The organism is Nonomuraea mangrovi, assembly GCF_042681425.1.
In the GTDB taxonomy this organism is placed as follows: domain Bacteria; phylum Actinomycetota; class Actinomycetes; order Streptosporangiales; family Streptosporangiaceae; genus Nonomuraea; species Nonomuraea mangrovi.
On the sequence record NZ_JBHUFV010000051.1, the window covers coordinates 19,642 to 43,848 of the forward strand.

Annotated in this window: 22 protein-coding genes; 10 read left to right on the forward strand and 12 right to left on the reverse strand. The window is 69.8% G+C overall.

The features are described from left to right. The first annotated feature begins 31 nt into the window (after nt 1-31). Entirely contained in the window at nt 32-625 is a 594-nt protein-coding gene (locus tag ACFSKW_RS34330; protein WP_379576956.1) for an MBL fold metallo-hydrolase, read from the forward strand. Between the two features lie 195 nt (nt 626-820). Here ACFSKW_RS34330 and ACFSKW_RS34335 read toward each other — a convergent pair whose 3' ends face one another. The 4 genes from ACFSKW_RS34335 to ACFSKW_RS34350 form a co-directional block, all read right to left on the reverse strand. Next, a complete protein-coding gene (locus ACFSKW_RS34335) occupies nt 821-1,195 on the reverse strand; it encodes a hypothetical protein (RefSeq protein WP_379576958.1) in 375 nt (124 codons plus the stop codon). Between the two features lie 2 nt (nt 1,196-1,197). Then, a complete protein-coding gene (locus ACFSKW_RS34340; protein ID WP_379576960.1) occupies nt 1,198-3,897 on the reverse strand; it encodes an ADP-ribosyltransferase in 2,700 nt (899 codons plus the stop codon). Between the two features lie 32 nt (nt 3,898-3,929). Next, complete coding sequence (locus ACFSKW_RS34345) at nt 3,930-4,181, reverse strand: hypothetical protein (RefSeq protein WP_379576962.1); 252 nt, start codon at nt 4,179-4,181, stop codon at nt 3,930-3,932. Nucleotides 4,182-4,596: 415 nt separating this feature from the next. After that, nucleotides 4,597-6,924, reverse strand: coding sequence for an immune inhibitor A domain-containing protein (locus ACFSKW_RS34350; RefSeq protein ID WP_379576964.1), 2,328 nt, complete (start codon nt 6,922-6,924; stop codon nt 4,597-4,599). 217 nt (nt 6,925-7,141) lie between these two features. Here ACFSKW_RS34350 and ACFSKW_RS34355 point away from each other — a divergent pair, with 217 nt between their 5' ends. The 5 genes from ACFSKW_RS34355 to ACFSKW_RS34375 are packed head-to-tail and all read left to right on the forward strand — an operon-like array spanning nt 7,142 to nt 12,716. Continuing rightward, nucleotides 7,142-8,851 (forward strand): ABC transporter substrate-binding protein, encoded by a 1,710-nt coding sequence (locus tag ACFSKW_RS34355; protein WP_379576966.1) that lies wholly within the window; start codon nt 7,142-7,144, stop codon nt 8,849-8,851. A 26-nt stretch (nt 8,852-8,877) separates the two neighbouring features. After that, the gene (locus tag ACFSKW_RS34360; RefSeq protein ID WP_379576968.1) at nt 8,878-9,834 is read left to right on the forward strand and encodes an ABC transporter permease; all 957 of its coding nucleotides are present in this window, start codon (nt 8,878-8,880) and stop codon (nt 9,832-9,834) included. Then, a complete protein-coding gene (locus ACFSKW_RS34365; RefSeq protein ID WP_379576970.1) occupies nt 9,831-10,823 on the forward strand; it encodes an ABC transporter permease in 993 nt (330 codons plus the stop codon). The genes ACFSKW_RS34360 and ACFSKW_RS34365 overlap by 4 nt, the downstream gene beginning before the upstream one ends. Beyond that, a complete protein-coding gene (locus ACFSKW_RS34370) occupies nt 10,813-11,757 on the forward strand; it encodes an ABC transporter ATP-binding protein (RefSeq protein ID WP_379576972.1) in 945 nt (314 codons plus the stop codon). Before ACFSKW_RS34365 ends, ACFSKW_RS34370 begins: the two co-directional genes overlap by 11 nt. Then, nucleotides 11,757-12,716: an ABC transporter ATP-binding protein gene (locus tag ACFSKW_RS34375; protein WP_379576974.1), complete on the forward strand. Its 960-nt coding sequence runs from the start codon at nt 11,757-11,759 to the stop codon at nt 12,714-12,716. Before ACFSKW_RS34370 ends, ACFSKW_RS34375 begins: the two co-directional genes overlap by 1 nt. Nucleotides 12,717-12,755: 39 nt before the next feature. On the opposite strand, the gene ACFSKW_RS34380 is transcribed toward ACFSKW_RS34375, so the two are convergent. Beyond that, the gene (locus ACFSKW_RS34380) at nt 12,756-13,706 is read right to left on the reverse strand and encodes a quinone oxidoreductase family protein (protein ID WP_379576976.1); all 951 of its coding nucleotides are present in this window, start codon (nt 13,704-13,706) and stop codon (nt 12,756-12,758) included. Nucleotides 13,707-13,795: 89 nt separating this feature from the next. On the opposite strand from ACFSKW_RS34380, the gene ACFSKW_RS34385 reads away from it, so the two are divergent. Continuing rightward, nucleotides 13,796-14,275: a MarR family winged helix-turn-helix transcriptional regulator gene (locus ACFSKW_RS34385; protein ID WP_379576978.1), complete on the forward strand. Its 480-nt coding sequence runs from the start codon at nt 13,796-13,798 to the stop codon at nt 14,273-14,275. A gap of 26 nt (nt 14,276-14,301) precedes the next feature. Here ACFSKW_RS34385 and ACFSKW_RS34390 read toward each other — a convergent pair whose 3' ends face one another. Genes ACFSKW_RS34390 through ACFSKW_RS34400 form a run of 3 tightly spaced genes read right to left on the reverse strand, consistent with a single transcriptional unit; the run spans nt 14,302 to nt 16,432 of the window. Continuing rightward, nucleotides 14,302-14,445 (reverse strand): hypothetical protein, encoded by a 144-nt coding sequence (locus ACFSKW_RS34390; RefSeq protein WP_379576980.1) that lies wholly within the window; start codon nt 14,443-14,445, stop codon nt 14,302-14,304. 2 nt (nt 14,446-14,447) lie between these two features. Beyond that, nucleotides 14,448-15,221 (reverse strand): class I SAM-dependent methyltransferase, encoded by a 774-nt coding sequence (locus ACFSKW_RS34395; RefSeq protein ID WP_379576982.1) that lies wholly within the window; start codon nt 15,219-15,221, stop codon nt 14,448-14,450. Continuing rightward, nucleotides 15,218-16,432 carry a riboflavin synthase gene (locus ACFSKW_RS34400; protein ID WP_379576984.1) on the reverse strand — a complete coding sequence of 405 codons (1,215 nt, stop codon included), beginning with the start codon at nt 16,430-16,432 and terminating at the stop codon, nt 15,218-15,220. The genes ACFSKW_RS34395 and ACFSKW_RS34400 overlap by 4 nt, the downstream gene beginning before the upstream one ends. Before the next feature lie 235 nt (nt 16,433-16,667). Between ACFSKW_RS34400 and ACFSKW_RS34405 the strand changes: the two genes are divergently transcribed. Continuing rightward, a complete protein-coding gene (locus ACFSKW_RS34405; RefSeq protein ID WP_379576986.1) occupies nt 16,668-16,985 on the forward strand; it encodes a hypothetical protein in 318 nt (105 codons plus the stop codon). Here the strand turns inward: ACFSKW_RS34405 and ACFSKW_RS34410 are convergent. Together ACFSKW_RS34410 and ACFSKW_RS34415 are read right to left on the reverse strand one after the other, a co-directional pair. After that, on the reverse strand, nt 16,982-17,875 hold the full coding sequence (locus ACFSKW_RS34410; RefSeq protein ID WP_379576988.1) for an alpha/beta fold hydrolase: 894 nt from the start codon (nt 17,873-17,875) through the stop codon (nt 16,982-16,984). The two genes, ACFSKW_RS34405 and ACFSKW_RS34410, sit on opposite strands and share 4 nt — an antisense overlap. 341 nt (nt 17,876-18,216) lie before the next feature. Continuing rightward, nucleotides 18,217-18,918 (reverse strand): TetR family transcriptional regulator, encoded by a 702-nt coding sequence (locus ACFSKW_RS34415; RefSeq protein WP_379576990.1) that lies wholly within the window; start codon nt 18,916-18,918, stop codon nt 18,217-18,219. A 79-nt stretch (nt 18,919-18,997) separates the two neighbouring features. On the opposite strand from ACFSKW_RS34415, the gene ACFSKW_RS34420 reads away from it, so the two are divergent. Next, nucleotides 18,998-19,888 (forward strand): alpha/beta hydrolase, encoded by an 891-nt coding sequence (locus tag ACFSKW_RS34420; RefSeq protein WP_379576992.1) that lies wholly within the window; start codon nt 18,998-19,000, stop codon nt 19,886-19,888. Between the two features lie 20 nt (nt 19,889-19,908). Next, nucleotides 19,909-22,617, forward strand: a complete 2,709-nt coding sequence (locus ACFSKW_RS34425; protein WP_379576994.1) for a helix-turn-helix transcriptional regulator — start codon at nt 19,909-19,911, stop codon at nt 22,615-22,617. A 21-nt stretch (nt 22,618-22,638) separates the two neighbouring features. Here ACFSKW_RS34425 and ACFSKW_RS34430 read toward each other — a convergent pair whose 3' ends face one another. Next, entirely contained in the window at nt 22,639-23,316 is a 678-nt protein-coding gene (locus tag ACFSKW_RS34430; RefSeq protein WP_379576996.1) for a carboxymuconolactone decarboxylase family protein, read from the reverse strand. Between the two features lie 12 nt (nt 23,317-23,328). Further along, entirely contained in the window at nt 23,329-24,147 is an 819-nt protein-coding gene (locus ACFSKW_RS34435) for an SDR family oxidoreductase (RefSeq protein ID WP_379576998.1), read from the reverse strand. Between the last annotated feature and the right edge of the window lie 60 nt (nt 24,148-24,207).

Sequence of the window (24,207 nt, forward strand, 5' to 3'; positions counted from 1 at the left end):
CAGGCGACCCAGCCTCGCCAGACTGGCTCCCATGACCGACGCACCCAGCGGCCGTTCGGCCGCCTTCCATGTCCTGGCCACCGGATACACGACCTCCACGGGACCCGGCGTGGCCGCCACCGTGTCCTACGTCACCGAGGGCGACCTCAGAATCGTGGTGGACCCCGGCATGGTCGCGAGCCAGTCGTTGATCACCGACGCGCTGGCCGATCTCGGCCTGAAGACGGACGACATCACCGACGTCGTGCTCAGCCACCACCACCCCGACAACATCCTCAACGTGGGCCTGTTCGGCCAGGCGCGCATCCACGACCACAAGGCGATCTACCGTGGTCATGAGTGGACGAGCAGGGAGGCTGAGGGCTACGCGTTCTCCCCGTCGATCAGGCTGATCGCCACCCCCGGCCACAGCGCCGAGGACATCACCCTGCTGGCCGGCACCGCCCAGGGCGTCGTGGCCTTCGCGGGCGACCTGTGGTGGCGGGCCGACGGCCCCGCCGACGACCCGGTCACCATCGATCGCCGTCTCCTCCGGACCAGCAGGGAGCGCGTACTGGCCGTCGCCGACCTCATCGTCCCCGGGCACGGCGCACCCTTCACCCCGACAGCGGCCACTCCGCGCTGACGCTCGGGAACGTCGAGGTCAGCGGCAGCACCGGGACCTTCACCGGCTCCCGCCCCTGTGCGGCCATCGCCGACCGCCGGCCTCCCTCAGCCTGGAAGGACTTCCTCCCGGTGGAGCCGGCAAGACCACCACGGTGAAGGTCCTGTCCACGCTCATCTCCGCCGGCGGCGGCGTCGACCTGCACGTGCGCGTGCGTCAGTCGCGCCGGGCCAGCTCGTCGAGCGCCGTCAGCGCGGGCAGCTCGCTCTGTGCCTGCGTCTGGACCGTGCCGCAGACCTGGTCCTCCGGTTCACCAGCCCACCGGTGCAGGGCCGCGAGCGGCAGATCGCCCGCGGCCTTGGCTTCGCGCAGGCGCCCGACCCAGGCGATGGCCGCGTTCCGGCCCTCCGCTCCGGCGGACTCAGCGGGGACGAATCCGGCCGACTCCTCGCGGGCGGCGGCCCACAGGTAGCCCAGCGTCATGCCAGACAGGGTGACCGGGACGAACGAGATCGCGCCGGACGCCGTCCACGACCATTCGTCAGGAACGCTGATGGTGTGGAAGGCGGGGTTGTCACGCGGCGAATCCATGATCAGTCCTCGTCTCTCAGGACGGTGGTGAACACCTTGTACTGGTTGTTCTCGACCAGCACCTTGTCCACCCTGTACCGACTTCCCCTGGCCAGCAGGAGCTCGCTCGACGGCCCCTTCGACCGCTCGATGTCGGGGAAGAGCCCCCGCATGTGGACGGCGTGCGTGCCGGCGGGGACCCTGAGCCAGATCTTGACCATGGTGTAGCGCTGGACGAAGTGCTCATAGGGGGGAGGATGCTTGTTGGTGGACGTGGACAGGAAGGCGAGATCCTCCTGGGTCGTGCCCTCGAGACGGTCCATCGGCCGGTCGAAGGCGTCCACAAGCACCTGCCTGGACACCACGATGTCCTCGGGGACCACTGATTGCAGCATCGCGGCGTCCATGTCGGCGATGTGCGCCGCCGCTTCCGGCGATGGCTCGGTCATCTGCCGGAGCGGCTGGTTGATCTCGGGGAAGGTATCGTTCCGCCGGTAGGCGCGCAGCGCCTCCCGCGAGGCCGTGGTGAACCGCTCCGACTGCGGGGTCATGTGGCGTTCCACCCAGGCGGCGTAATCACTGTCGGCATGGAAGCGGGCGGCCCCGTCACTCCATCCGGAGAGGCCGTTCCAGCCGGTGATCTCCTGGCTGAGGAAGTGGCGCTCGCTCATCCGCCAGAAGTTCCGGTTGAGACCGGCGACGAGTTCCTCACCTGGTGGCTTCCCCTCGACCCGCTGACGCACCAGAAGGGTGTTCGTCGCGGGGTCGTAGGAGGCTCCACCGGACCTGCCGTCGTGCTCGTGGAAGAGCTTGACCTCGATGGTGATGTCGAATCGCTTGAGCAGTGCCAGCCTCTCCGCGGGAGCGTCTCCATGGCGATGGATCACTTCCGCCATGTCGGCGATTCGCCCCGCCTGTACGGCCTCCGCGTCAGCGCGGGCCCGAAGGGCATCGGAGACGTCGGGGGACCGCCGCGCTCTCAAGGCGTCGGCCGCGGCCGCGTCGGCCGCCGCACGTGCGCCTGCCACGTCGCCTTCGGCCAGCGCGTTCCTGGCGTCGTGGAGCGGCCGGATGCCGTCCGCCCCGGTCGGCGGCGCGTCACGCACCTGCGGCCCGTCGGCGGTCTCGTCCGCAGGAAGCGTGCTCGGATCCGGCCGGTCCCGGCCGTCCCCTCCTTCGCGGCCGGGCGTGTCGTTGTGCACCGGCCCGTGGGCCTCGGGTGGGTCGGACGGCTGGTTGATCAGGTCGTCGATCGACGGCCGCGATGGGCCACCCGCTTCCGCCCGGTCCTGGGGTGTCTGGCCCTGCCCGTTGCGCACGGCGGGCTCGTCCGGCCCCGCCGCCCTGCCGCCGCCGTCGCCTCGATGCGCGGGAGCGCCTTCCCGAACGGCCGGCCGAGGAGGGTGCGCGGGGGAGTCCGGCACGGCTCCCGAGGGGCGTGCTCCGGCGACAGGTTCGGCGCCGCGCACGGGCGCGACCGCGGGCACGTCATGACGCGCGGCGGTGGCCTGCAGGCCGGTCCCGGCATGGGCGTCGCGGAAGGGCGGCTCAGGTGTGCCGGACCGCACGTCCGGTGGGGTGCCGACGTTCGGCGCGGCTTCCGCGAGGTGGCTGGCGCGTTCGCCGTCCTGGCGCGCGGACCTCTCAGCGGCCGGTCCCCGGTCGCCAGGCGCGTCGAAGGCCGGAAGGGGCGTCGCCGGTCCAGGGTCCGGCGGCACCCGCCTGGGATCGGGCACCGGTCCGAAGCCCGGCGGGTCTTTCGGTGGCGCGGAGCCGGCGGATGGCGGATCTTGCGGCAGGTGGTCCGGAGGCGGTACGGCGCCGCCTTCGCCACGGCGCCCCAGGAGCAGCGGCGACGCCAGGTGCTGGCCGTCCGCGCCCAGCGCCCCCGCGGTGCCGCTCTTGAGGATGAGGTCCCAGTCGAGTGGCCGGCCGTCTATCTTCAGGCTGATCGCGGTGGTGGCCGACCCCGCGACGCCGTACTGCAACGCCTGGCCGGGAAGGGTGTGCATCAACCCCGCCAGCAGCCGCTCGCCGAAGGCCGCCTCGGCCCGCGCCACCCCGGCGTGCAGCGCCGGTGGCGCCAGGCGGCCCAGCCCGCAGCCGAGCAGTCCTGTCAGCAGCCCGTTGATGGCTCCGTCCCGCACGGCCATCAGCAGCTGGTCGGTGTCGAACGTGTCGCGCCGCCCACCCTCGATCTGGGTCGCCTGCACCAGGAGTTCCACCGCACCGCCGAAGCCGGCGAAGACACCCATCAGCATCAGGGTGGTGTTGCGGATCTGTAGCGCGCTCATCCTGGAGACCTGCAGGACAGGGCGGAGCAGCCACGGCGCCTGCCACAGCACCAGCGGCAGCACGATGAGCAGGAAGACCACGATGAACGTGATCATGCGCTGCGCGTGCTGGATCGTGACGCCGACGCCGTTCAGCGAGATCGCCGCGCGGATGAGCCGCTGCACCAGTTCGGCCCGCCGTCCGCCCACGGTCTGCTCGACGTGGCGGACGAACGCCTGCTGGGCTGCTCCGTTCCAGGAGTCGCCGATCATACTGGCGACGGCGGGGTCGGCCGCCTCGGTGCCGGCGACCACCCGGTGCGCCGCCACCACGCAGGCGTCGGCCATCCGGAAGCATCCCTCAGGGTCCCCCTCCGGCCAGGCCATGCCGGTGACCCAGTCGATGTGCGGCCGGAGGAACTCGGGGACCACGCATCCGTCGAAACCCATACGCGATCGTCAGCCGTGGAGCCGGGCAGGGATCACCCGGTGCCCCCGTTGACGTGCTCGACGCCTTCGTAGAGCGTGGCGTTCGCCTGCAGGCCCGTGTCCATGTCGTCGAGTTCGGCGAGGTAGGCGTCGAACGCGGCGTAGACCTCCCGCTCGATGGTGGGGAGATTCCGGTGCAACTCGACGCCGTACTGGTCGTCGCCGAGCGCGGCCCTGTCCCTGTCGAGGGCCGCGCGCAGGTCGCGCTTGGCCGCGGCCACGCTGTCGTGGTGGTCGCGGGCCATGGCACCTCCTCCGCGGAGCCGGTTCGACGAGGCGGAATAGCCCTGGTCGCTCACGCTGTCCCCAGTCCGGAGGCGCCGGACCCGAGCCTGCGCGACAACGGCGTGCACGTGTCGGCGAGGTCGTCGAACGATGTGCTGAATGTGTCCGCCACAGGGCGCACCTCCCCTTTCGTCAGCGCTGTGACGATCATGATAAGTCCGCCGATGCCCGCTACCGGGTGAATGTGGTGATTGTTATTGGATGCCCGCTCGTCACGCGCCTGCCGACCCGTTGGGTTCGTCGAGCGAGACGGTGCAAGCCGATTCCCGGCGCCCGGAGGAGCCGGTTCTGGCGCTCAAGGAGAGAAAGCGCATGGGCGAGTGGCCGGGTCCGCCGCGCAAGTGGGGCTCGTTGCGCGCGGCGGACCCGGGTTGTTCAGGAGGCAGGACCCACCTTGATGGTGGTTCGCAGGCCCTTGTTCGCTTCCTTCACCACGTCGATCCTGGTGTTGGTGTCGGGCGGGATGACGCCCTGCTGGGGGTTGGTGCTGTACCAGTAGACGCCGGTGCGGTCGTTGAAGGAGGAGACCCCCGGCAGCGCCGGGAAGATCGTCTTCGTGCTGTCCTTGTGCAGCGCCACCCGGTCGGTCGGGGTCAGGCCGAAGGCTGAATCGAACACCTGGATCCGGCTGTTGACCTTGGTGTAGTCCTTCCAGAGCAGCGGGACGGCACGGGCGTCGATCGGCAGGATCATGCCCTCGCCGACGTGGTTACGGGTGGCGTTGTCGGTGTAGGCGGTATCCCACAGCCAGATGAGCAGGCCGTCCTGATAGGGGTAGTGCTCGTAGATCTCCCGCCGCGCGGGGTCGTTGGAGAAGCCGGCGCTGTACGGGCCGGTCTTGAGGTAGGCGCCGTAACCGGCGTAGCGCCGGTTCTCGGCGATGTAGGCGCGCGGGTGGTCCTTCCTGCCGGTCTTCCCTGTACGGCTGAAGCCCACGGCGGTCCAGCCGTTGTCGCCGGCTTCGACGTCGTCCTGGACGACGCCGGTGATGGAGTCGATGAGGAAACCGTTCTCGACGGTGTTGGTGTCGGTGACGTAGCGGAACCGGAACCGGATCTTCTTGCCCGCGTAGGCGTCCAGGGGAAGGCTGAGGTCGGTCCAGCCGCTGCGGCCGGTGATCCCGGGGACGCCGTCGACGGAGGGAATCGGCTGCCCGCCGACGGTGCCGCCGATCGGAGTCCATGAGGTGCCGTCCTCGGAGACCTCGGCGTAGAGATAGTCGAAGTCCTGCTCGATCTGGTACCAGACCTTGGCGTCGAGCCTGGCCGTCGTCAGCCCGGTGAGGTCGAGTTCGCGGGTGAGCGTCTCGTTGAGGTAGTCGCCCTTGCCGCTCCACCACTGGAAGGACCCCTGGGCGGGGTCGACCAGCTCGGTGGTGACCGTGTGCGGCGGCAGGTCGACGATGACGGCCTGCGGATCGGCGGTGTTGTAGGAGCTCACTCCGAGGGTGTGGGTGGAGGCGGTGGCGGCCCTGGCCCTGTCGTGGCTGAGCCAGCCGAGCCGCAGCTTGCTCCACGCGTCCAGGTCCCCAGGGAACTCCCCGGTCTGCCCGTTCTTCGTGCCCAGGTAGGAGCCGCTCGACATGAGCGACCAGAACTCGACGCTGTTGCTGCCGCCGCCGTCGTACAGGTCGGGCAGGCCCAGATCGTGGCCGTACTCGTGGGCGATCAGGCCGACGCCGCTGTTCTCGCCTGCGGTCAGGAACTTGCCGACCCAGAGGCCGGTGTCGCCGATCTGGGTGCCGCCGCGCAGGTTGCCGGCGGGGCCCGTGCGCCCGCGCAGGTTCCAGTAGGCGTCGTGGCTGACCGCCCAGAGCGCGTCGGCGCCCTGCGCGCCCCCGCCCCATGTCTGGTCGACGCCGGAATGGATGACCTGGAATCGGTCGAGGTAGCCGTCGGGCTCGTCGAAGTTCCCGTCGCCGTCGTGGTCGTATCGGTCCCAGACGTCGAAGCTCTTGAGCTCCGCCGTGATGTCCTCGACGCTGCGGCCCTTGGCGCGTTCGGCGTCGTACCAGGCGTTGGCGGAGTCCTTGACGAAGTCGAACAGGGGAGTGTCGCAGTCCAGGCCGCTGTCGCAGCGCGGCGTGCCGTACCGGGACTCGTTGTAGGGGACCTTCACCCAGTCGGAGACGTAGCCGTCGATGTCGTAGCGGCCCGAGGACTGCAGCCGGTAGAAGTTGCGCAGCGAGTTGGCGCCTTCGGCGTCGTCGAAGTAGATGTCCTGGTAGTAGGCCCGGTTGAAGTCCCGCTGCCAGAGGGTGTGGTTGTCGTAGCTTCGCTGCGGCCTCGGGATCTGGTTGTGCAGCGGGCCGGGCACGCCGCCGTAGCGGATCTGGCCGTTGTGCAGGGTCTGGTTGTCTATCTTGTCGCCGAACTCGGCGAGGACGGTGAAGATCTTGTCCTTGCGTTCGAGGGCGAGTTCGACGTACCGGTCGCCGATCTTCACCTTGCCGGAAGCTCGCGCGCTCACCTTGGGGTTCGAGAGCACGTGTTCCATGGCCTTGTCGCGTAAGGAACGTTCCTGCACGGCGATCGGGTTGAGGACGTCCTCCTGGTGACGTCCCTCGCCCGGCGGGGTGGCGGTGACCTTCGCGGAGGGGGTGGGCGTCGGTCCCGGATCGGCGGAGGCGAGTCCGGGCAGCGCCGAGGCGCCCAGGACCGTTCCGGCCAGCCCGATGGCGAGCATGGCGGTGAGTTTACGCACGCGGGGGGTTCCTTCCGACATGGGCCGATCTTCGGCCGCACGGGTGGTCGCGCGTAATATGTCACATGTTAATGATCTGGCATAGGGGTGAATGTGAGATGGCCGAGACCCATTGCGCCCGGAGGCTACGAGTCGGTAACGCCACTTGATAGTGCTATTTCACATTATTATGTTACGGGTCACTCAGATCGTTCAAGCGATCCACTTGGGGTGACATATGGCTGGTACCAAGGACGGCGGACACTTACTCGCGCTCGCCACCGCGCTCGTGCTCGGGCTCGCCGCCTGCTCCGGCGGCGGAACTTCGGGTAAGAACGACCCCGCGGGAACCGCGACATCCGGCCAGGGGCCGGTCAAGGGCGGAACCCTCAACATCCTGTCCAACCAGGACTTCGTGCATCTCGATCCCGCTCGCAACTGGACCATGCGGGACATGGGCTTCGGCACCCGGCTCCTCTATCGCACGCTGACCACCTACAAGGCGGGCAGCTCGGAGATCGTGCCCGACCTGGCCACCGACCTCGGCACGCCCTCCGAGGGGGGCAAGGTCTGGACGTTCACGCTGAAGGACGGCGTGAAATACGAGGACGGAACGCCCATCAAGGCCCAGGACGTCAAATACAATGTTGAACGTTCATTTTCTCCGGAGCTTCCCGGCGGCCCGAACTACGCGATCCTCTACCTCGCGGGAGGAGAGAAGTACAAGGGCCCGCTCAAGGGCGAGCACCTGTCCTCGATCGAGACCCCGGACGACAAGACGATCGTCTTCAAGCTCAAACGCCCGGTCGCGGAATTCGGCCAGACGGTGACGCTGCCGACGTTCGCGCCGGTGCCGCAGGCGCAGGACAAGGGCGTCGACTACGACAGCCGCCCCTTCTCCTCGGGTCCTTACAAGATCGAGAAGTATCAGCGCAAGAGCGAACTGATCCTGGTCCGCAACGAGCACTGGGACCCCGCCACCGACGAGGTGCGCAAGGCCTATCCCGACAGGATCGTCGTCAAGCAGACGGTGGGCGGCGGGACCATCGACACCCGGCTCATCGCCGACCAGGGTGCTGACCGCTCGGCGGTGGGCTACGTCGACGTCGCACTCGCGAGCCTGCCCAAGGTCCTGTCCAACCCGCAGGTTCAGAAGCGGATGGTCAGCTCGATGGACGGCTGCACGGGCATGCTGTACCTGAACACCTCGCGTGCGCCCTTCGACAACCCGAAGGTCCGCATGGCCGTGCAGTACGCCGTCGACAAGGAGGCGCTGCAGACGGCGTCGGGCGGCCCCCAGATCACCGAGATCGCGGGCGCGATCCTGCCGCCGGGCCTCACCGGCGGCGTGAAGCGCGACATCCTGCGCATCCCGCCGACCGGAGACGTCGAGAAGGCGAAGTCCCTGCTCGCCGAGGCCGGAGTCACCGGCGGCCTGAAGATCAGGCTGGTGACGTCCAACGGTGCCAAGCCCGGAGCGGAGGCACTCCAGACCGCGCTCAAGCGGGTCGGCATCGACATGCAGATCGACCTGGTCGAGGCCTCGGCCGTCGGCGGCATCACCAGTGACCCCACCAAGGCGCCGGACATCCAGATCGGTGGCTGGTGCCCCGACTACCCCTCAGGCTCGACCTTCCTGCCGATCATCTTCGACGGCCGCACGATCACCGAGAACTCCAGCGGCGGCAACAACTCCTTCTTCAAGGACAAGGAGGTCATGGCCAAGATCGATGAGATCAACGCGATGGCCGACGCCGAGGCCGCGAACAAGGCATGGCTCGACCTCGAGGACCTGATCATGTCGAAGTCGCCCGCCGTGCCGTACCAGTGGGCCAAGCAGAACAACCTGTACGGCTCGAACGTCGCGGGCGCCGTAGGCCACCCCATCTGGGAGGGCAACCCCGATCTCGGCGTGATCGGCCTGAAGAACCCGAGCCTTTCCCGGTAACGGGCCCTCCCACCAAGAGGACACGCATGAAGACTCCGCTCGACGCAGCGGAGACGGCCGGGGCGGCGGACTCCGCCACCCCGGCAGGGCGTTCCCCATGGGGGCTCGTCCTTGACCGTCTCCGCGCGAACCGTGCCGCGATGACCGGCCTCGGTATCGTGACCTTCTTCCTTGTCGTCGCCCTGGCGGCCCCGCTGATCACCGCGCTGAGCGGCTGGGATCCCGCCCAGCCGGACAAGACCGCCATCGACGCCAACCTCGCCGGGATCCCCCGGGGGGCTCTGGGCGGGATCGGTGCCGAGCACTGGTTCGGCGTCGAGCCGGTCAGCGGCAGGGACATCTTCAGCCGGATCGTCCAGGGCGCCCGGGTCTCCCTGCTCATCGCCTTCACCAGCGCGGCGGTCGTGGTGGTGCTCGGCACGTTCTTCGGCATCGCGGCCGGCTACTTCGGCGGCTGGGTCGACACGGTGATCAGCCGGCTCATCGACCTGCTGATGTCCTTCCCCGGTCTCATCTTCATGATCGCCATCATGTCGGTGACTCCGGACGCCAACCGGATCGTCCTGCTCATCGCCGTGATCGGATTCTTCAGCTGGCCCGGAATCGCGCGCATCGTCAGGGGCGAGACGCTCTCGGTCAAACGACGTGAGTTCGTGGACGCGGCGAGGACGAGCGGCGCCCGCGATCACCGGATCCTGCTGAAGGAGATCCTGCCCAACGTCTCAGGACCGATCATCGCCTACGTGACGCTGCTCGTCCCCGGGCTGATCAGCGCCGAGGCGGCACTGTCCTTCCTCGGCATCGGCATCCGGCCGCCGACGCCCTCGTGGGGGGAGATGCTCTCCAACGCGGTGACGTACTACCAGGTCGACCCGATGTACTTCGTCATCCCCAGCCTGTGCCTGTTCCTCGTCGTCCTGGGATTCAGCCTGCTGGGTGACGGGCTCAGGGACGCCATCGACCCCAAAGGCGCCCGCAAATGATCATTTACCTCGCGCGCCGGCTGGCCGCGGTCGCCGGCGTCCTGCTGGTGATCTGCGCGGTGACCTTCGCCATCTTCTACCTGCTGCCCACCGACCCGGCCGTCACCGCCTGTGGCAAGAGCTGCTCTCCCGAGCGGATCGCCGAGATCCGCAACCAGATGGGCCTGGACCGGCCGCTTCCCACCCAGTTCTACGACTATGTGACGGGCATCTTCGCCGGGCGGACCCTGGGCACCGGCCAGTACGCGATCGCATGCGGCTTTCCCTGCCTCGGCTACTCCTGGCAGAGCGGGCAGCCGGTCTGGGACCTCCTCCTGGAGAGCCTGCCCGTGACCTTCTCCCTGGCCGTCGGCGCCGCCACACTCTGGTTGATCGGCGGGCTGGGCGTCGGCGTCGTATCGGCCCTGCGCAAGGACACCCTGCTGGACCGGACGCTGGTCGTGTCGACCGTCGCCGCGGCGGCCCTGCCCATCTACTTCGTCGGGCCGATGCTCCTCTACGTGGTGGTCCAGGTGCTCCAGCTGATGCCGTACCCGGGCTACACCCCGTTCGGTGAGGGCCCCCTGACCTGGGCCCAGAACCTGGTGCTCGCCTGGATCGCGCTGGCGGTCCTGTCGGCCGCCATGTACGCCAGGCAGAGCCGCTCCTCCATGATCGAGACGATGGGCGAGCCGTACATCCGCACCGCCCGCTCCAAGGGCCTGCGCGAGCGGACCGTCGTGGTCAAGCACGGGCTCAGGGCCGCGCTCACCCCGATCGTGACCATCTTCGGAATGGACCTCGGCGGACTGATGGGCGGCGCGATCATCACCGAGTCCATCTTCGGCCTGCCCGGTATCGGCAAGCTCACCGTGAACAGCATCACCGCCCAGGACCACCCGGTGGTGCTCGGCACGACGCTGCTCGCCGCGTTCTTCATCGTCATCGCCAACCTGGTCGTGGACCTGCTCTACGGCATCGTGGACCCCAGGGTGAGACATGCTGCTTGAAGTCAAGGGGCTCGGGGTGGCCTTCAGGGGCCTGCGGGCGGTCGACAACGTCGGTTTCCGCCTGGACAAGGGCCGCACGCTCGGCATCGTCGGCGAGTCCGGTTCCGGCAAGTCGGTCACCAGCCTCGCCATCATGGGTCTGCATCGTGAGGCCGAGGTCTCGGGTGAGATCCTGTTCGACGGGCAGCAGCTCGTGGGAGCCCCGCCGGAGAGCCTCCGCAGGCTGCGGGGCCGCCGGATGGCGATGATCTTCCAGGATCCGCTGTCGTCGCTCCACCCTCACTACACCGTGGGCGAGCAGATCGCCGAGGCCCACCGGCTCCACTTCGGGTCCTCGCGCCGGGCCGCGAGGGAACGCGCGATGGAGATGCTCGCCGAGGTCGGCATCGCGTCACCGAAGGATCGGGTGGGCGATTACCCCCATCAGTTCTCCGGAGGCATGCGCCAGCGAGTGATGATCGCGATGGCCCTGGCCTGCGAGCCGGACCTTCTGATCGCGGACGAGCCGACGACCGCACTCGACGTGACCGTGCAGGCCCAGATCCTCGAACTGATCAAGAAGATCCAGGACGACCGCGGGCTCGCGGTCGTCCTGATCACCCACGATCTCGGCGTGGTGGCGCGGGTCGCAGACGAGGTGCTGGTCATGTACGGCGGGCGTGTCGCCGAGCAGGCCTCCGCCGACGAGATCTTCGACAGGTCCAGGCACCCCTACACCCGCGGCCTCCTCGACTCGCTGCCCCGCCTGGACGAGGACGACGACACACCCATGCGCACGATCCCCGGCTCCCCGCCGTCCTTGCTGGCGCCGCCGTCCGGCTGCGCCTTCCATCCCCGATGCCCGCAGCGTATGGAGGTCTGCGAGCGGGACCTGCCGCTCCTCACCCGGACCTCTCCCGGCCACCTCGCCGCCTGTCACCTTGGGAGCGCCTGATGGACGACCTGCTGCGGGTATCCGACCTGCGCAAGAGCTTTCCCCTCACCGTTCCCTTCGCCCGCCGGCGCGACCTCGCGGTACGGGCGGTCGACGGAGTGTCCTTCGAGGTACGGCAGGGCGAGACGCTCGGCCTGGTCGGGGAGTCAGGCTGCGGCAAGTCCACGACTGGCCGCATGATCGTGCGGCTGCTGGAACCCACCGCAGGCTCGATCACCTTCGAGGGCAGGGACATCACCCACGTCAGCCAGGGGGAGATGCGCCCGCTCCGCCGCGACCTTCAGATGATTTTTCAGGATCCGTACTCATCGCTGAACCCCAGGCAGACCGTCGGCCAGATCATCGCGAACCCGCTGATCGTCCAGGGATTCTCAGAGGTGCGCGCGAAGGTGAAGGAACTGCTGGACCTGGTCGGCCTGATCCCCGAGCACATCGACCGCTACCCGCACGAGTTCTCCGGCGGCCAGGCCCAGCGCATCGGCATCGCGCGCGCCCTGGCCACCCGGCCCAAACTCGTCATCGCCGACGAGCCGGTGTCGGCGCTGGACGTCTCCGTACAGGCGCAGATCGTCAACCTGATGGAAGGTCTGCAGCGCGAACTCGGGCTGACCTACGTCTTCATCGCCCACGATCTGTCCGTCGTGCGCCGGGTGAGCGACCGGGTCGCGGTGATGTACCTGGGCCGGATCGTGGAGATCGGGGACAAGCACGAGGTCTATCGGCGTCCCGCTCACCCCTACACGAAGGCCCTGCTCTCGGCCGTGCCCGTGCCCGATCCGAAGATCGAGCGCAACAGGGAGCGCATCGTGCTGCGCGGAGATCTGCCCTCACCGGCGAACCCGCCCGCCGGCTGTACCTTTCATCCCCGCTGCCCGATGGCCGCCCCGCTCTGCGCGCAGGAGGAACCGGTGCTGCGGATCCACGAGAAACGGCAGGTGGCCTGTCACTTTCCCGGATGATGGAGCGCAGGTCCGCCACGCGATGACGGTTGACTGACGTCATCCGATCCGGACGATGCTCTTGCCGCGGGTCGCTCCACCGGCGAGATCGGCGATGGCGGTCTCGACGTCGGCCAGCTCGTGTTCGGCGGTGATGTCGATGCCGACCCTGCCGTCCCCGACCAGCTCCAGCGCGCGGCGTGCGCTGCCGGCGAGCCGCTCGGGATGGGTCCGGCTGAGCAGGTTGCTGTTGTAGGTCAGCATCGAGGTGCCCTGCATCAGCAGATCGTTGGCCGAGACCGAGACGGGCTCGAAGGTGGCGATGTTGCCGTAGACCACGAGCCGGCCGTGCGGCGCCAGGCGTTCCAGGCAGGCCAGCCGCGTCTGGCCGCCGATGGGGTCGAGGATCACATCGAAGTGCTCCCCGTCCAGAGCCTGGGGGAAGTCCTCACGGCTGAGCACCTGGTCATAACCGAGCCGTCGCGCGTAGTCGACCTGCTCCGCATCGCCCACGACGCCGACGACCCGCCCCGCGCCTGCGGCCCTGGCGAACTGCCCCGCGAGCGTGCCGACCCCGCCGGCCGCCGCGTGGATCAGCACGCTCTGGCCCGGTCCGACACCCGCGACTGTGTTGATCAGGTCGTAGGCGGTGGGAGTGACCCAGCCGAACGCGGCGGCGGTCCGCGGGTCCAGGGCGGGCGCCGCGATCGCCAGCACCGAGGAAACGGCAACGACTTCCGCGAAGGCGCCCGAACTGGTCAGTGCGATGACCTGCTCGCCGACGCGTGCCGGATCGACCCCCTCGCCGACCGCGATGATCCGCCCGGCCGCCTCGAAGCCGGGTACGAAGGGACGAGGGGTCGGGAAGTGACCTTCACGCACGAGCACATCCCCCCACTGGACACCCGCGTAGGCGACGCGGATCGCCACCTCCCCGTGCCCGGGGACGGGCTCGGCGATCTCGGTCACGCGGAACTGGTCGTCGGTGGCGAGCACTGCAGCCTTCATCATTCACAACCTTCTTGGTTGACTCAGTATCCTGATACTCGAACGGTAGTGAGTCTCAGGAAGCTGAGTCAAGTGAGGAAGCTGTGACAAACATGGCCGATGTGTCCGCCGAGGAATACCTGTGCACCAGGATCCGCCGCGCCGAACAGGCTCTGATGGCCCATCACGAAGCCGTCCTGCGTACCTATGGGCTCACCATGACCCAGTACACGGTGCTGCTCGCCCTTTCCCGCGATGACGGCATGTCCGGTGCCCAGTTGGCCCGCGCCTGCGGCGTCACCCAGCAGAGCATGGCCACGGTCCTCACCGGCATGCAGGCCAAGGGCCTCATCGACCGGCAGGCGTCGCCCGTGCACGCCAAGGTCATGATCGCCACCCTCGCCGACGCCGGCCGGCACCTCCTCGACGGGGCCTACCAAGAAGTCAACGTGCTCGAGAAGGCCCTCATCGACAAGTTCACCCCCGCTGAGCACAGGCAGTTCGGCGACCTTCTCGATCGAGCCATCGAAACCCTGATCGAACAGACTCCCCGACCTGCCAAGTCGCCATCCCCTCGCCCCCTGCCGACCTGAGTCGAGCCGGGGATAACCGCTGTCCGTTAACGCGCCGGATCCTGTGCGGCCTCGTCCGGCTGCTGCTGGTCCGATATCGAGGTGCCGCCCCACCGGGGCAGCCACTCGAGCATGTCCTCCTGGAGGAAACGCTGGGTCGGGTGTTGTGCCCAGGCGTCGATGATCGGCACGGCTATTTCCCGTTTCTCGTGGGCGGGGTGACGGTCACCAGGCGGTAGCCGAGGTCGAGGGTGCTGGCGCCGAGGAGGTCCCGGTGACGTTCGTGCCAGTGTCCGGTGGCCAGGTCGGTCTCGAGGCGGCGCATCGCGGGCTCGACCAGGCGCGGGTCGAGGGTCGCCAGCGCGGAGACGGCGGCGCGGACGCGGGGGTCGAGATAGTGGTGCGGGCGCCGCCAGTACGCGCCGAGGAATCCGTCGGCGCAGTCGGCGGCCACCCCGACCGGGTCGACGCGTACCCGCGCGCCGTCGCGACGGAACCAGGCGGCGACCAGGTCGAGGGAGGCGAGGTGGGCGTCGGCTTCGGCGATCTCCGGGAGGTACTCCTCGACCAGCCAGAACCGGGCGGTGACGGCGGGGTCCCAGGTGAGGACGACCTGCCGACCGGACACCCGGCGCAGCTCGGCCAGACCGGCCGCCGGGTCGGTCCAGTGGTGGACGGTCAGAACGGCCATCGCGGCGTCGAACGACCGGTCGGGGAAGGGGAGGGACTCGGCGTACCCACGGACGACCGGCGCCGATCCGCGCGGACGCTGGCGCGTCATCACCAGGGACGGCTCGACCGCGGTGACCCTCCGGTCGTGCGGCTCGTAGGAGCCGGTTCCGGCGCCCACGTTGACGACCGTCCTGGCCGGGCCCAGAGCCCGGTTGATCTGGCCGGCGATGCGGGGGTCGGGCCGCCGGTGACGGGCGTAGCCGGCGCCGATCCTCTCGTATGGGTTGGGGTTCACAGATGCCGCCTGAGGTCGGCCATGTCGAGCATGGGCAGGCCCCACCGCAGCGCGGCGATCTCCAGGTCGGCGGCCTTCGCCATCGTTCCGTCGGGGTTCATGACCTCGCAGCACACCCCGACCGGCGCCAGCCCCGCCGCCGCGCACATCGCCACGGTGGCCTCGGTGTGACCGGCGCGCTCGGCGAGCCCGTCCGGGCGCGCGGCCAGCGGGAAGACATGTCCGGGCCGCAGGAAGTCGGACGGCCGGGCCTCGGGGTGGGCCAGGCGGCGTACGGTCGCCGCGCGTTCGGCCGCCGACACGCCGGTGCCAGTCCCGGCGGCCAGGTCGACCGGGACGTGCGGCGCCGTGCCGTGCCGGTCTCCGGGGCCGGGGATGGGCCCGATCTCCAGGCGGTCGAGGATCTCGGGCGCGCACGGCACGGTCGGATGGCCGCACGCCTGGGTGAGCAGGAAGGTGAACGCCTCAGGACGCAGCCGTGCCCCCGCGAACACCACGTCGCCCTCGCCCTCCCGGTCGGGGTCCCAGACCATCACGGCGCCGCCCGACGCGAGTTGCGCCAGCGCCTTCTGTACGCCCCGTCCGCCCGAGACCCGTCCCGCCCAGGGCAGCGCGGCGACCACCTCGGTCACCGCTTGCCCTGGGTCGGACGGCCAGCGGCGCACCAGCCGGGTGAGCAGGTCGGGCTCCAGGTTCACCCGGTCGCCGGCCGACAGCCGCGACAGCGCGGTGGCCTTCAGCGTGGCGGGGATCAGCATCACCGAGAACCGGTCGCGGGACACCTCGGCGACGGTCAGGCTGACGCCGTCGACCGCGATCTGCCCCTTCGCGACGACCAGCGGCAGGAAGCGCTCCGGCGGCTTGATCCACAGCCGTCGGGTGGCGCCCTCGTCGTCGGCTCTCACGACCTTGCCCACGGCGTCCGCGGCGCCCTGCACCAGGTGGCCGCCCAGCGGGTCGCCCACCGCCAAGGGCGTCTCCACGTTGACGCTCGTGCCGGGCAGGAGCTGGTCGAAGGTCGATCTGCGGCGGGTCTCGGCCGTGAGCCTCGCTTCCAGGACGTCGTGCCCGGATGGGACGACCATCAGGCCGACGCCGTTCAGGCAGATCGCGTCATGCGCGCCCGCAGCGGCCTTGGGCGCTTTGACCGCGATGCGAGCCTGGTCGACGGCGACGACCGTGCCGACCTCGTGAATGTGCCCGGTGAACATGCGAGACCACCTCTCGACGAAGAAGAACCAGGGGCCGTGAGCAGACCCGAGAGGTGGCGGGGTGTCACCGCGTGGCCCGGAGTCGCACCGAGTCGTCCCGCCGGAATCAGCGGAACCGGCGGGCTGTCACCGCCGCACCTTGGAATCGCACCAATCCACCTATACCACCCGGCGGCCGTGAAGATCAACGTCCGCCCTTCCCACACGATGAGGGGCCACGACCACTTTCGACGCCGTGCTCCGCCACTTCGATCATGCCGTTGAGGCCGAGATCGAGGCCCGTTACGGCCTGCACGGCCTGCCGCAGATGCGCACCGCCTTCGACCCCGCCCTCATCGGGCCGGCCACCGAGGAGGAGGGGGCCGAGTCAGTGGCAGCGGCCCTGGGCGGGGACGATCGGGCGCGGTGGGCAGTCGCCGAGTTCATCGCCGTGCCGTTCGCCGTGGACGAGGACGTCAGGGCGCTTCTCGAGAACGTGGAGACGGCCGGCGCGCTCGGCATGACCGGGGTCCGCTACCGCACGGTGGCCGACCCCGCCGCCGTGCTGACCTAGCGCTTGAGGAAGGCGGCGAGCAGCGGGTTGACCTGTTCGGGGGCGTCCTCGTGGACGTTGTGCCCGGCGCCGGGGACGACGTGCACCGTGGCGGCGGGGATGCGTCTGCCGTACTCCTCCGCGTAGGAGGCGGGCAGCCACTGGTCGGCTTGGCCCCAGATCACGAGGGTGCGGGCGCGGAGCCGGGTGAGACCGGCGTCCGTGGCGGTGTAATCCTGGGTCCGGACGAGCTGGACGAACGCCTCTCGCCTGTCTGGGCGAGACATCCAGTGCCAGGTCACATCCACGACCTCGGGGGTGACGCGGTCCTGGTGGGCGAAGGCGGTGCGCAGGCTCTTCTCGAAATCGGCGCGGCCCATCAGCTTGACCGCGAGCTCGCCGACGACGGGGATGGAGAACAACGCCGTCTGCGATGCGAGCGGCTTGTCCAGACCGGGGGAGTCGAGCAGCGCGAGCCGGTCAACGCGGTCCGGGTTCTGCTCGGCGTAGTAGAGCGACCAGGCGCCGCCCCAGGAGTGCCCGACCAGGGAGACGGTGGACAGCCCTGCCGCATCCAGGAACGCGCCGAGAGCGCGTGCCATGGCAGGGATGTCGTAGGCGAAATCCCCCTTCACCGTGGTGTAGCCCTGTCCGGGCAGGTCGACGGCGTAAACGGTGTGGTCGCGGGCCAGAGCCGGGATCGTGTCGCGGTAGGAGTAGAGCCACTGCGCACCGCCCGCCACCAGCACCACCGGCGAGCCGCTGCCCGTCTTGCTGTAGTGGAAGCGCGCCAGGGAGGTGTCGAGATAGCTGCCTTCGTACGGCGAGCGGTAGCCGTCCACGGCGGCCGGTTGCCAGCCGTACGCGCCGAACAACGTCACAGCCGCCAGCAACGCGACTATCGCCGCCACCCACCGCGGCCGGCGCCGACGGCGCCGGATGGGCCGCTCGGGAGGGGTCTGAGAGGTCTCTTCAAGATGAACCATGATCGTCCCTGATCGTTGGGAAGCCGTCACACGCCAGGACGGGGCAGGCGACGGGCTTGTGACATCGGCGGCGGTGCTCTGCGTCACACGAGCGGGGGAACCGCGGATGCGCAGCATGCGCCTGAAGGGCCGCGCGACCGCCGCGCTCAAGGCCGGCCGGGCTATCTGGGAGAGGTCTGGGAAGGTCTGGTGGGCGTTGCCGGAGTCGGGCGGGTCAAGAAGACCGTCAACCTCCGACTCCGTCTCAAAATCAAATCTCACTATCTTTAGATTTTGAGATGGCGATAGATGGTCGCTCTGGAGACGTGGAAACGGGCGGCTATCTCCTCCGCGACATGACCTTCGGCGTGAAGGGATCGCGCCTGTGCGATCTGGTCCTCGGTGAGGATGGCGCGTCGTCCGCCGTTCCGGCCTCGGGCGCGTCCGCCCGTCCGGGGTACGGGCGGTGCGTCCAGCAGCGCCCTGGCACCGTCCAGGATCAGGGTTCGCACCCGTTCGGCCGGCTCGTCGCGGAACAGGAGCACCGGATCGGCCAGCCCGGCGACCACCTGGCAAGCCCGCACCCGCTCCTCCAGCCCGCGGCCAGGGCCGGCCACCAGCTCGTTGGCCAGGGCGATCGCGCTGCGGAAGCGGTCGGCGATCGGCGCCTGCACCAGCAGCGTCATGTCCTTGACCAGCATGGTGAGGGTGTGGCGGTGCCGCAGGTGCACATCGACATAGCCCTCGATCGCCCGCCACCGCACCTCCTCGGCGCTGTCGCACGACTCGGCGCCGGCCAGGACCTCCTCCAGTTCGTCCAACAGCGGCACAGTGAGCTGGCGGAGGATCTCCTCTTTGGAGTCGAAGTGGTAATAGAGGGCGGCTTTGGTGATGCCCACCTGGTCGGCGATGGACTGCATGGAGGTGGAGCGGTAGCCGCGGGCGGCGAACAGGGCGCGCGCCGCCTCCAAAATCCGCTGGGGTGTCATGGATCTCACTTACCTACGGTCAGTTGGGTCGCTAGAGTGCTTACCGGCAGTCAGTCTATTTGGCGTGAGGATGATCTGTATGCGTTCCGAGGTGTCCTTCACCGCTGCCGGCGTCCGGTGCGCCGGCTACCTCTACCTGCCCGCCGATCCCGGACCGGCGCCGTGCGTAGTGCTGTGCCACGGTTTCAGCGGGACGATGGACCGGCTCTTCGACTACGCCGAGCGCTTCGCCGCGGCGGGCTTCGCTGCGCTGGTCTTCGACTACCGAGGCTTCGGCGAGAGCGACGGCGAGCCGCGCCAGCTTCCCGACATCGACGGCCAGCTCGTCGATGTCGGCGCCGCCGTGGCCTTCGCCCGCGGGCATGAGCGGGTCGACCCCGACAGGGTGCTGCTGTGGGGCAACTCGCTGGGCGGCGCGCATGCCATCACCGTGGCCGCCGGCGATCCCCGGATCGCGGCCGTGGTGGCGCAGATTCCGTTCAACGGCTTCCCGAAGAAGGTCGAGGGTCGCTCGACTGGTGACACGCTGCGGCTGCTGGGCGCGATCATCTGGGATACGATCCGGGGGAAGCTGGGCCTGCGACCGTATTACATCCCGATGGTGGGAAATCCGGGAGAACTCGCCGTGACCGCGACCCCTGAGGCCGACCGCCATATCGAGACGCTGACCGGTGGGCAGACGTCGACCTTATGGCGCAACAGCGTCGCGCCCAGAGGGCTGCTGACGATGATGCGCTACCGGCCCGCCGGTCCTGCCGCACGCCTGACCTGCCCGCTGCTGGTCTGCGTCGCCGCCGAGGACCGGGAGACTCCGCTGGAAACCACCCGGGAGCTGGCCGAGCGTGCTCCGCGAGGCGAACTGCGCAGCTACCCCGGCACCCACTTCACCTTCTACACCGACCCCAGGTTCCGGGATCGTGTGGTCGCCGACCAGATCGACTTCTACCGCCGCGCATCGGCGAGAGTGTGATCGGTTTGGGGCGGAGTGCTGTGTTGGTCGGGCGTCAGGCTGAACTGTCCGTCATCGACGAATTGCTCGAGCGCCGATCGGGGGTGCTGATCGTGCGCGGGGAGGCGGGCATCGGCAAGTCCGCCCTCCTGGGGCACGCCGCAGCGAAAGCCCAGGCGAGAGTCCTGCGAGTGACCGGCGTGGAGTCCGAGGCCGACCTGCCGTTCGCTGCCTTGCACCGGCTGCTTCGTCCAGTCCTCCACCACGTGAAGTCGTTGCCGGCCCAGCAGGCGGATGCGTTGCGCGGGGCGTTGGGGCTCGGCCGGCCGGCCCGGGGCGACCGCTACCTCGTCGGGCTGGCCACCCTCAGCCTGCTCGTGGAGCTGTCGGTCGAAGGCCCGGTGCTCTGCCTGATCGACGACGCTCACTGGCTGGACGGCGAGTCGGCCGATGCGCTGCTGTTCGCCGCGCGCCGCCTGTACACCGAGCCCGTCATGGTCCTGCTCGCCGCCAGAGAAGCCTTCCCCATGACGGACCTGCCCGAGCTCCGGCCGGGGAAGCTGGAGCCCGGGGCCGCCCGGAAGCTCCTGGCCGAGCAGGCGGCGGACCTGCCGCCCGCCGTCCGCGACCAGCTCGTCGCCGAGGCCCAGGGCAACCCGCTCGCCCTGGTCGAACTGCCCCGCATGCTCACCCCCGAGCAGCGCGCGGGCGCCCTCGTCCCGCTGTTCTTCTCCCTCGGTACGGCAATGCAGGTGACGGATCGGGTGCTGTGCGGCTTCCGTGACAGGATCGCAGCGCTGCCTGAGACCAGCCGCTCCTGCTTGCTGGTGGCGGCCCTGGATCACCGCGACGAGCTCGACGTGCTCGCCCGCGCCGTTGGCGTCCTCGGTGCCTCGCTGGACGACCTCGCCCCGGCCGAGCACGCCGGCCTGGTCCGCGTCACCGCGGCGAGCGTCGTCTTCCATCATCCGCTGGTGCGTAGGGCGGTGCTGCTGGCCTGCGACATCGCCGCCCGGATGGCCGCCCACCGGGCGCTGGCCGAGGCGGTCGACGATGACCGGCGGGCCTGGCACCTGGCCGCCGTCACCCTGCATCCCGACGAGGAGGTGGCCGGGCACCTGGTGGACCTGGCCGTGCGCGCCCGGCTGCGTGGCGGGCAGACGGCGGTGTCGGCGGCCTACGCGCGCGCGGCGGAACTGTCAGTCGAACCCGCGAAAGCCGTACGCCGATGGACGGCAGCAGCCGAGGCCGCGGTGGAGGCGGGCCTGTGGCGTCGCGCGGGTGACCTGGTGGACAAGGCGCTGCGCCTGGCCGAGACGACGACCGCGGAGGGCGCCGTCCAGGCCGAGCTCGCCGCCGTGCGCGCGAAGCTGGCGATCGAAGCCGACCGGCCGCTGGAGGCCGTCCGCCTGCTGCACGAAGGCGCCGAGGCGGCCGACGACATGCCCACCAGGCTGTCGCTGCTCGGCCTGGCCGGCTACTACACCTGGGCCAGCGCCACCCACCCCGACCAGGTGCCCCTGGCTCGCCGTACTGAAGAACTGGCCCCGGACGGTGAGGGGCTCCCCGCCGTGGTGCGTGCGATCAACAAAGCGTTCCGCCTGATTCTCGAGGGCGGCTCGGTGGCCACGCAGGCCCACCTCGCACCGGACCCGGCCGAGCACGTGCCGTCCGAGCTGCGGTTCATCATCGCCTTCCAGGCTCTCCACCGCGCCGACCGGGTCGGCATGCTCACGGATGCGGCCGAGCTCGTCGCGGACTGCCGGGCACAGGGACGGCTGGGACGCATGCCCCAGGTGCTGACGCTTCTCGCCATCGCCCAGCTGCTGGACGGCAGGCACCCTGCCGCGCGCGCGACGGTGGCCGAGGGTATGGCGCTAGCCGCCGACCTGGGTCAGCCGTTCTGGCGTGGCTACCTGGCCGGGGTCCACGCCTGGCTGTCCGCGGTCGCCGGGGCGGAAGAGGAGGTGTCGGCGCTGGCGGATCAGGCGATCCGCGCGGCCGACCACCGCAACTGGATGCCGGGAGCCTGCTGGGCGGAGTGCGCGCGGGTGATCCTCGACTTCGGGCTGGGCCGCTACGACGCCGTGCTCGCCCGGTTGGACCGGACGATGGCAGGTCCCACGCGCCACGCCTTCATCTGGCGCTATTTCTGGCCGGACTACATCGAGGCCGCCGTCCGCGTGGGGGATCCGCAGCGGGCGCGGGACCGCCTGAAGGCGTACGCGGAGTGGGCCGAGGCCACGGGCCGGGCCACGCCGATCGCCGTACTCCATCGGGTTCGCGCGCTGCTGGCCCCGAAAAACGCTGCAGCCGGACTCTACGAGCGGGCCCTGACCCTGCACGCCGAGGAGCAACAGCCCTTCGACGAGGCACGGACCCGGCTGGTCTATGGGGAGTGGCTGCGTCGGCACAGGGGTCGCGCCGAGGCCCGCCCGCAGCTTCTGGCCGCCATGGAGGCGTTCGACCGGCTCGGCGCGGCCCCCTGGTCCGCCCGCGCCGCCGCCGAGCTGCGTGCGGCCGGGTATTCCCTTCCGGACCGTTCCCGCACCGCGGATCCGCTGGCTGTGCTGACTCCGCAGGAACTCCAGGTGGTACGGCTGGCCATCACGGGCGCGTCCAACCGCGAGATCGGCGCGCAGCTGTTCCTGAGCCCGCGTACGGTCGCCTCCCACCTCTACAAAGCCTTCCCCAAGCTGGGCGTCACCTCCCGAGCCGAGCTGGCGCGGCTAACACTCGGCGACAGATGATCGGTCGCGCGGCGACACCGTTCATCCGGTGCCCTCCTCGTGCTGGATCGGCTGCAGGCCCAGAGCGCGAGCGGCGGCCCAGGCGCGCGCGAGACCGAATTCGGCCATGCCTCGAAGCAGGTCGCGCAGGGTCTCGTCGGTGGCCCCCGCGCCCCTGGCCAGCTCGGCGTGCAGGTGCAATGATTCATCCAGGGTCTGGTAGAGGACGTCCACGGCCAGGCAGGCGATCGCCCGCTCGCGGACTGTGAGGCCGGGCCTGGCCCAGCGCTGGGCCAGCTGGTCCTCAGTGAAGGCGGCCAGCCCCGGATCCACCTCCTCCAGCTCACGTACGGCATGCGCCAGCGCACCGTGCAGCGGGACCGGCTCGATCGGCTCGGTGTCCAGTGCCTCGGGCAGCCCGAGCGCGACCAGACGCTGGAAGGCGGGGACGAGGATGGGGTAGCCGACGTAGGGCGCCAGGTGGCGGTAGAGCTCCCGGATCGACTCGGGGTCCACGCCGTTGGCCTGGGCCATCTGCACATGCATGGCCAGGGGCAGGTCCAGGTGGGGATGGCACAGGTCGGCGGTCAGGCAGACGAAGGCCTTCTCACGCGTCGTCAGGTGGGCCAGGCCCCACAGGTTGTGGCCGGCGCCGACAGCGAGCTTGGCGAAGACGGGATCGAGCGAGATGAGAGCGTCGGCCCCGGCGAGTTGTGTCACGGTGGGCTCCGTTCAGGACAGGCCGAGCGCGCGCAGGCGCAGGCGGTCGAGGGTGTACTGGGGGACGACGCGGCCGAGCGTGCTCATCAGCCGCGACTTCTTGCCGACGGGGTAGCGGGAGCGGGGCTTGCGAGCGGTCAGGGCGTGCAGGACGGCGCGGGCGACCACGTCGGGGCTGGAGCCGGAGCGCTCCTCCTTCAGCCCGCTGGCGACCATGGTGCGGTAGGCAGCGCCGTACAGGCGCCTGCCCTCGGGGCCGAGGGAGGCCAGGCGGGGTTCGACCTCGCCTTCGAGCTTGTCGACGGCGTCGGTATGGATGGAGCCGGGTTCGATGAGAACCGCGGCCACGCCGTACGGCTTGAGCTCCATGCGCAGCGCGTCGTTGAGCGAGCGGATGGCGTGCTTGGAGGAGCACAACGGCCCGCCGAAGGGCAGGGTGATCCAGCTGCCCACCGAGCCGACGGTGACGACGCGGCCCTTCGATGCGCGCAGCTTCGGCAGCATGACCTGGGTGATGGCCACCTGGCCGAAGACGTTGACCTCGTACTGCCGGCGTAGGGCGTCCATGGGCACACATTCCAGGGGGCCGGTGACGCCGATGCCGGCGTTGTTGACCAGGGCGTCGAGGTGGCCGAGGCGTTCGGCGGCGTCGGCGATCTGGCCGGGGTCGGTGACGTCGAGAATGATCGGGGTGACGCCGGAGCCGAGCGCCTCCCCGTCGGCTTCCTTGCGCACCCCGGCGTGGACGGTGAAACCCTCTCGGGCCAGCAGCAGCGCGGTAGCCCGCCCGATTCCGGTGGAGGAGCCGGTCACCAGGACGGTCTTCGACATGAGTATTCCTTCCAAGTCAGGAGTAGGCGTGCAGGAATGTCCAGCTCGGCGAGGGATGGT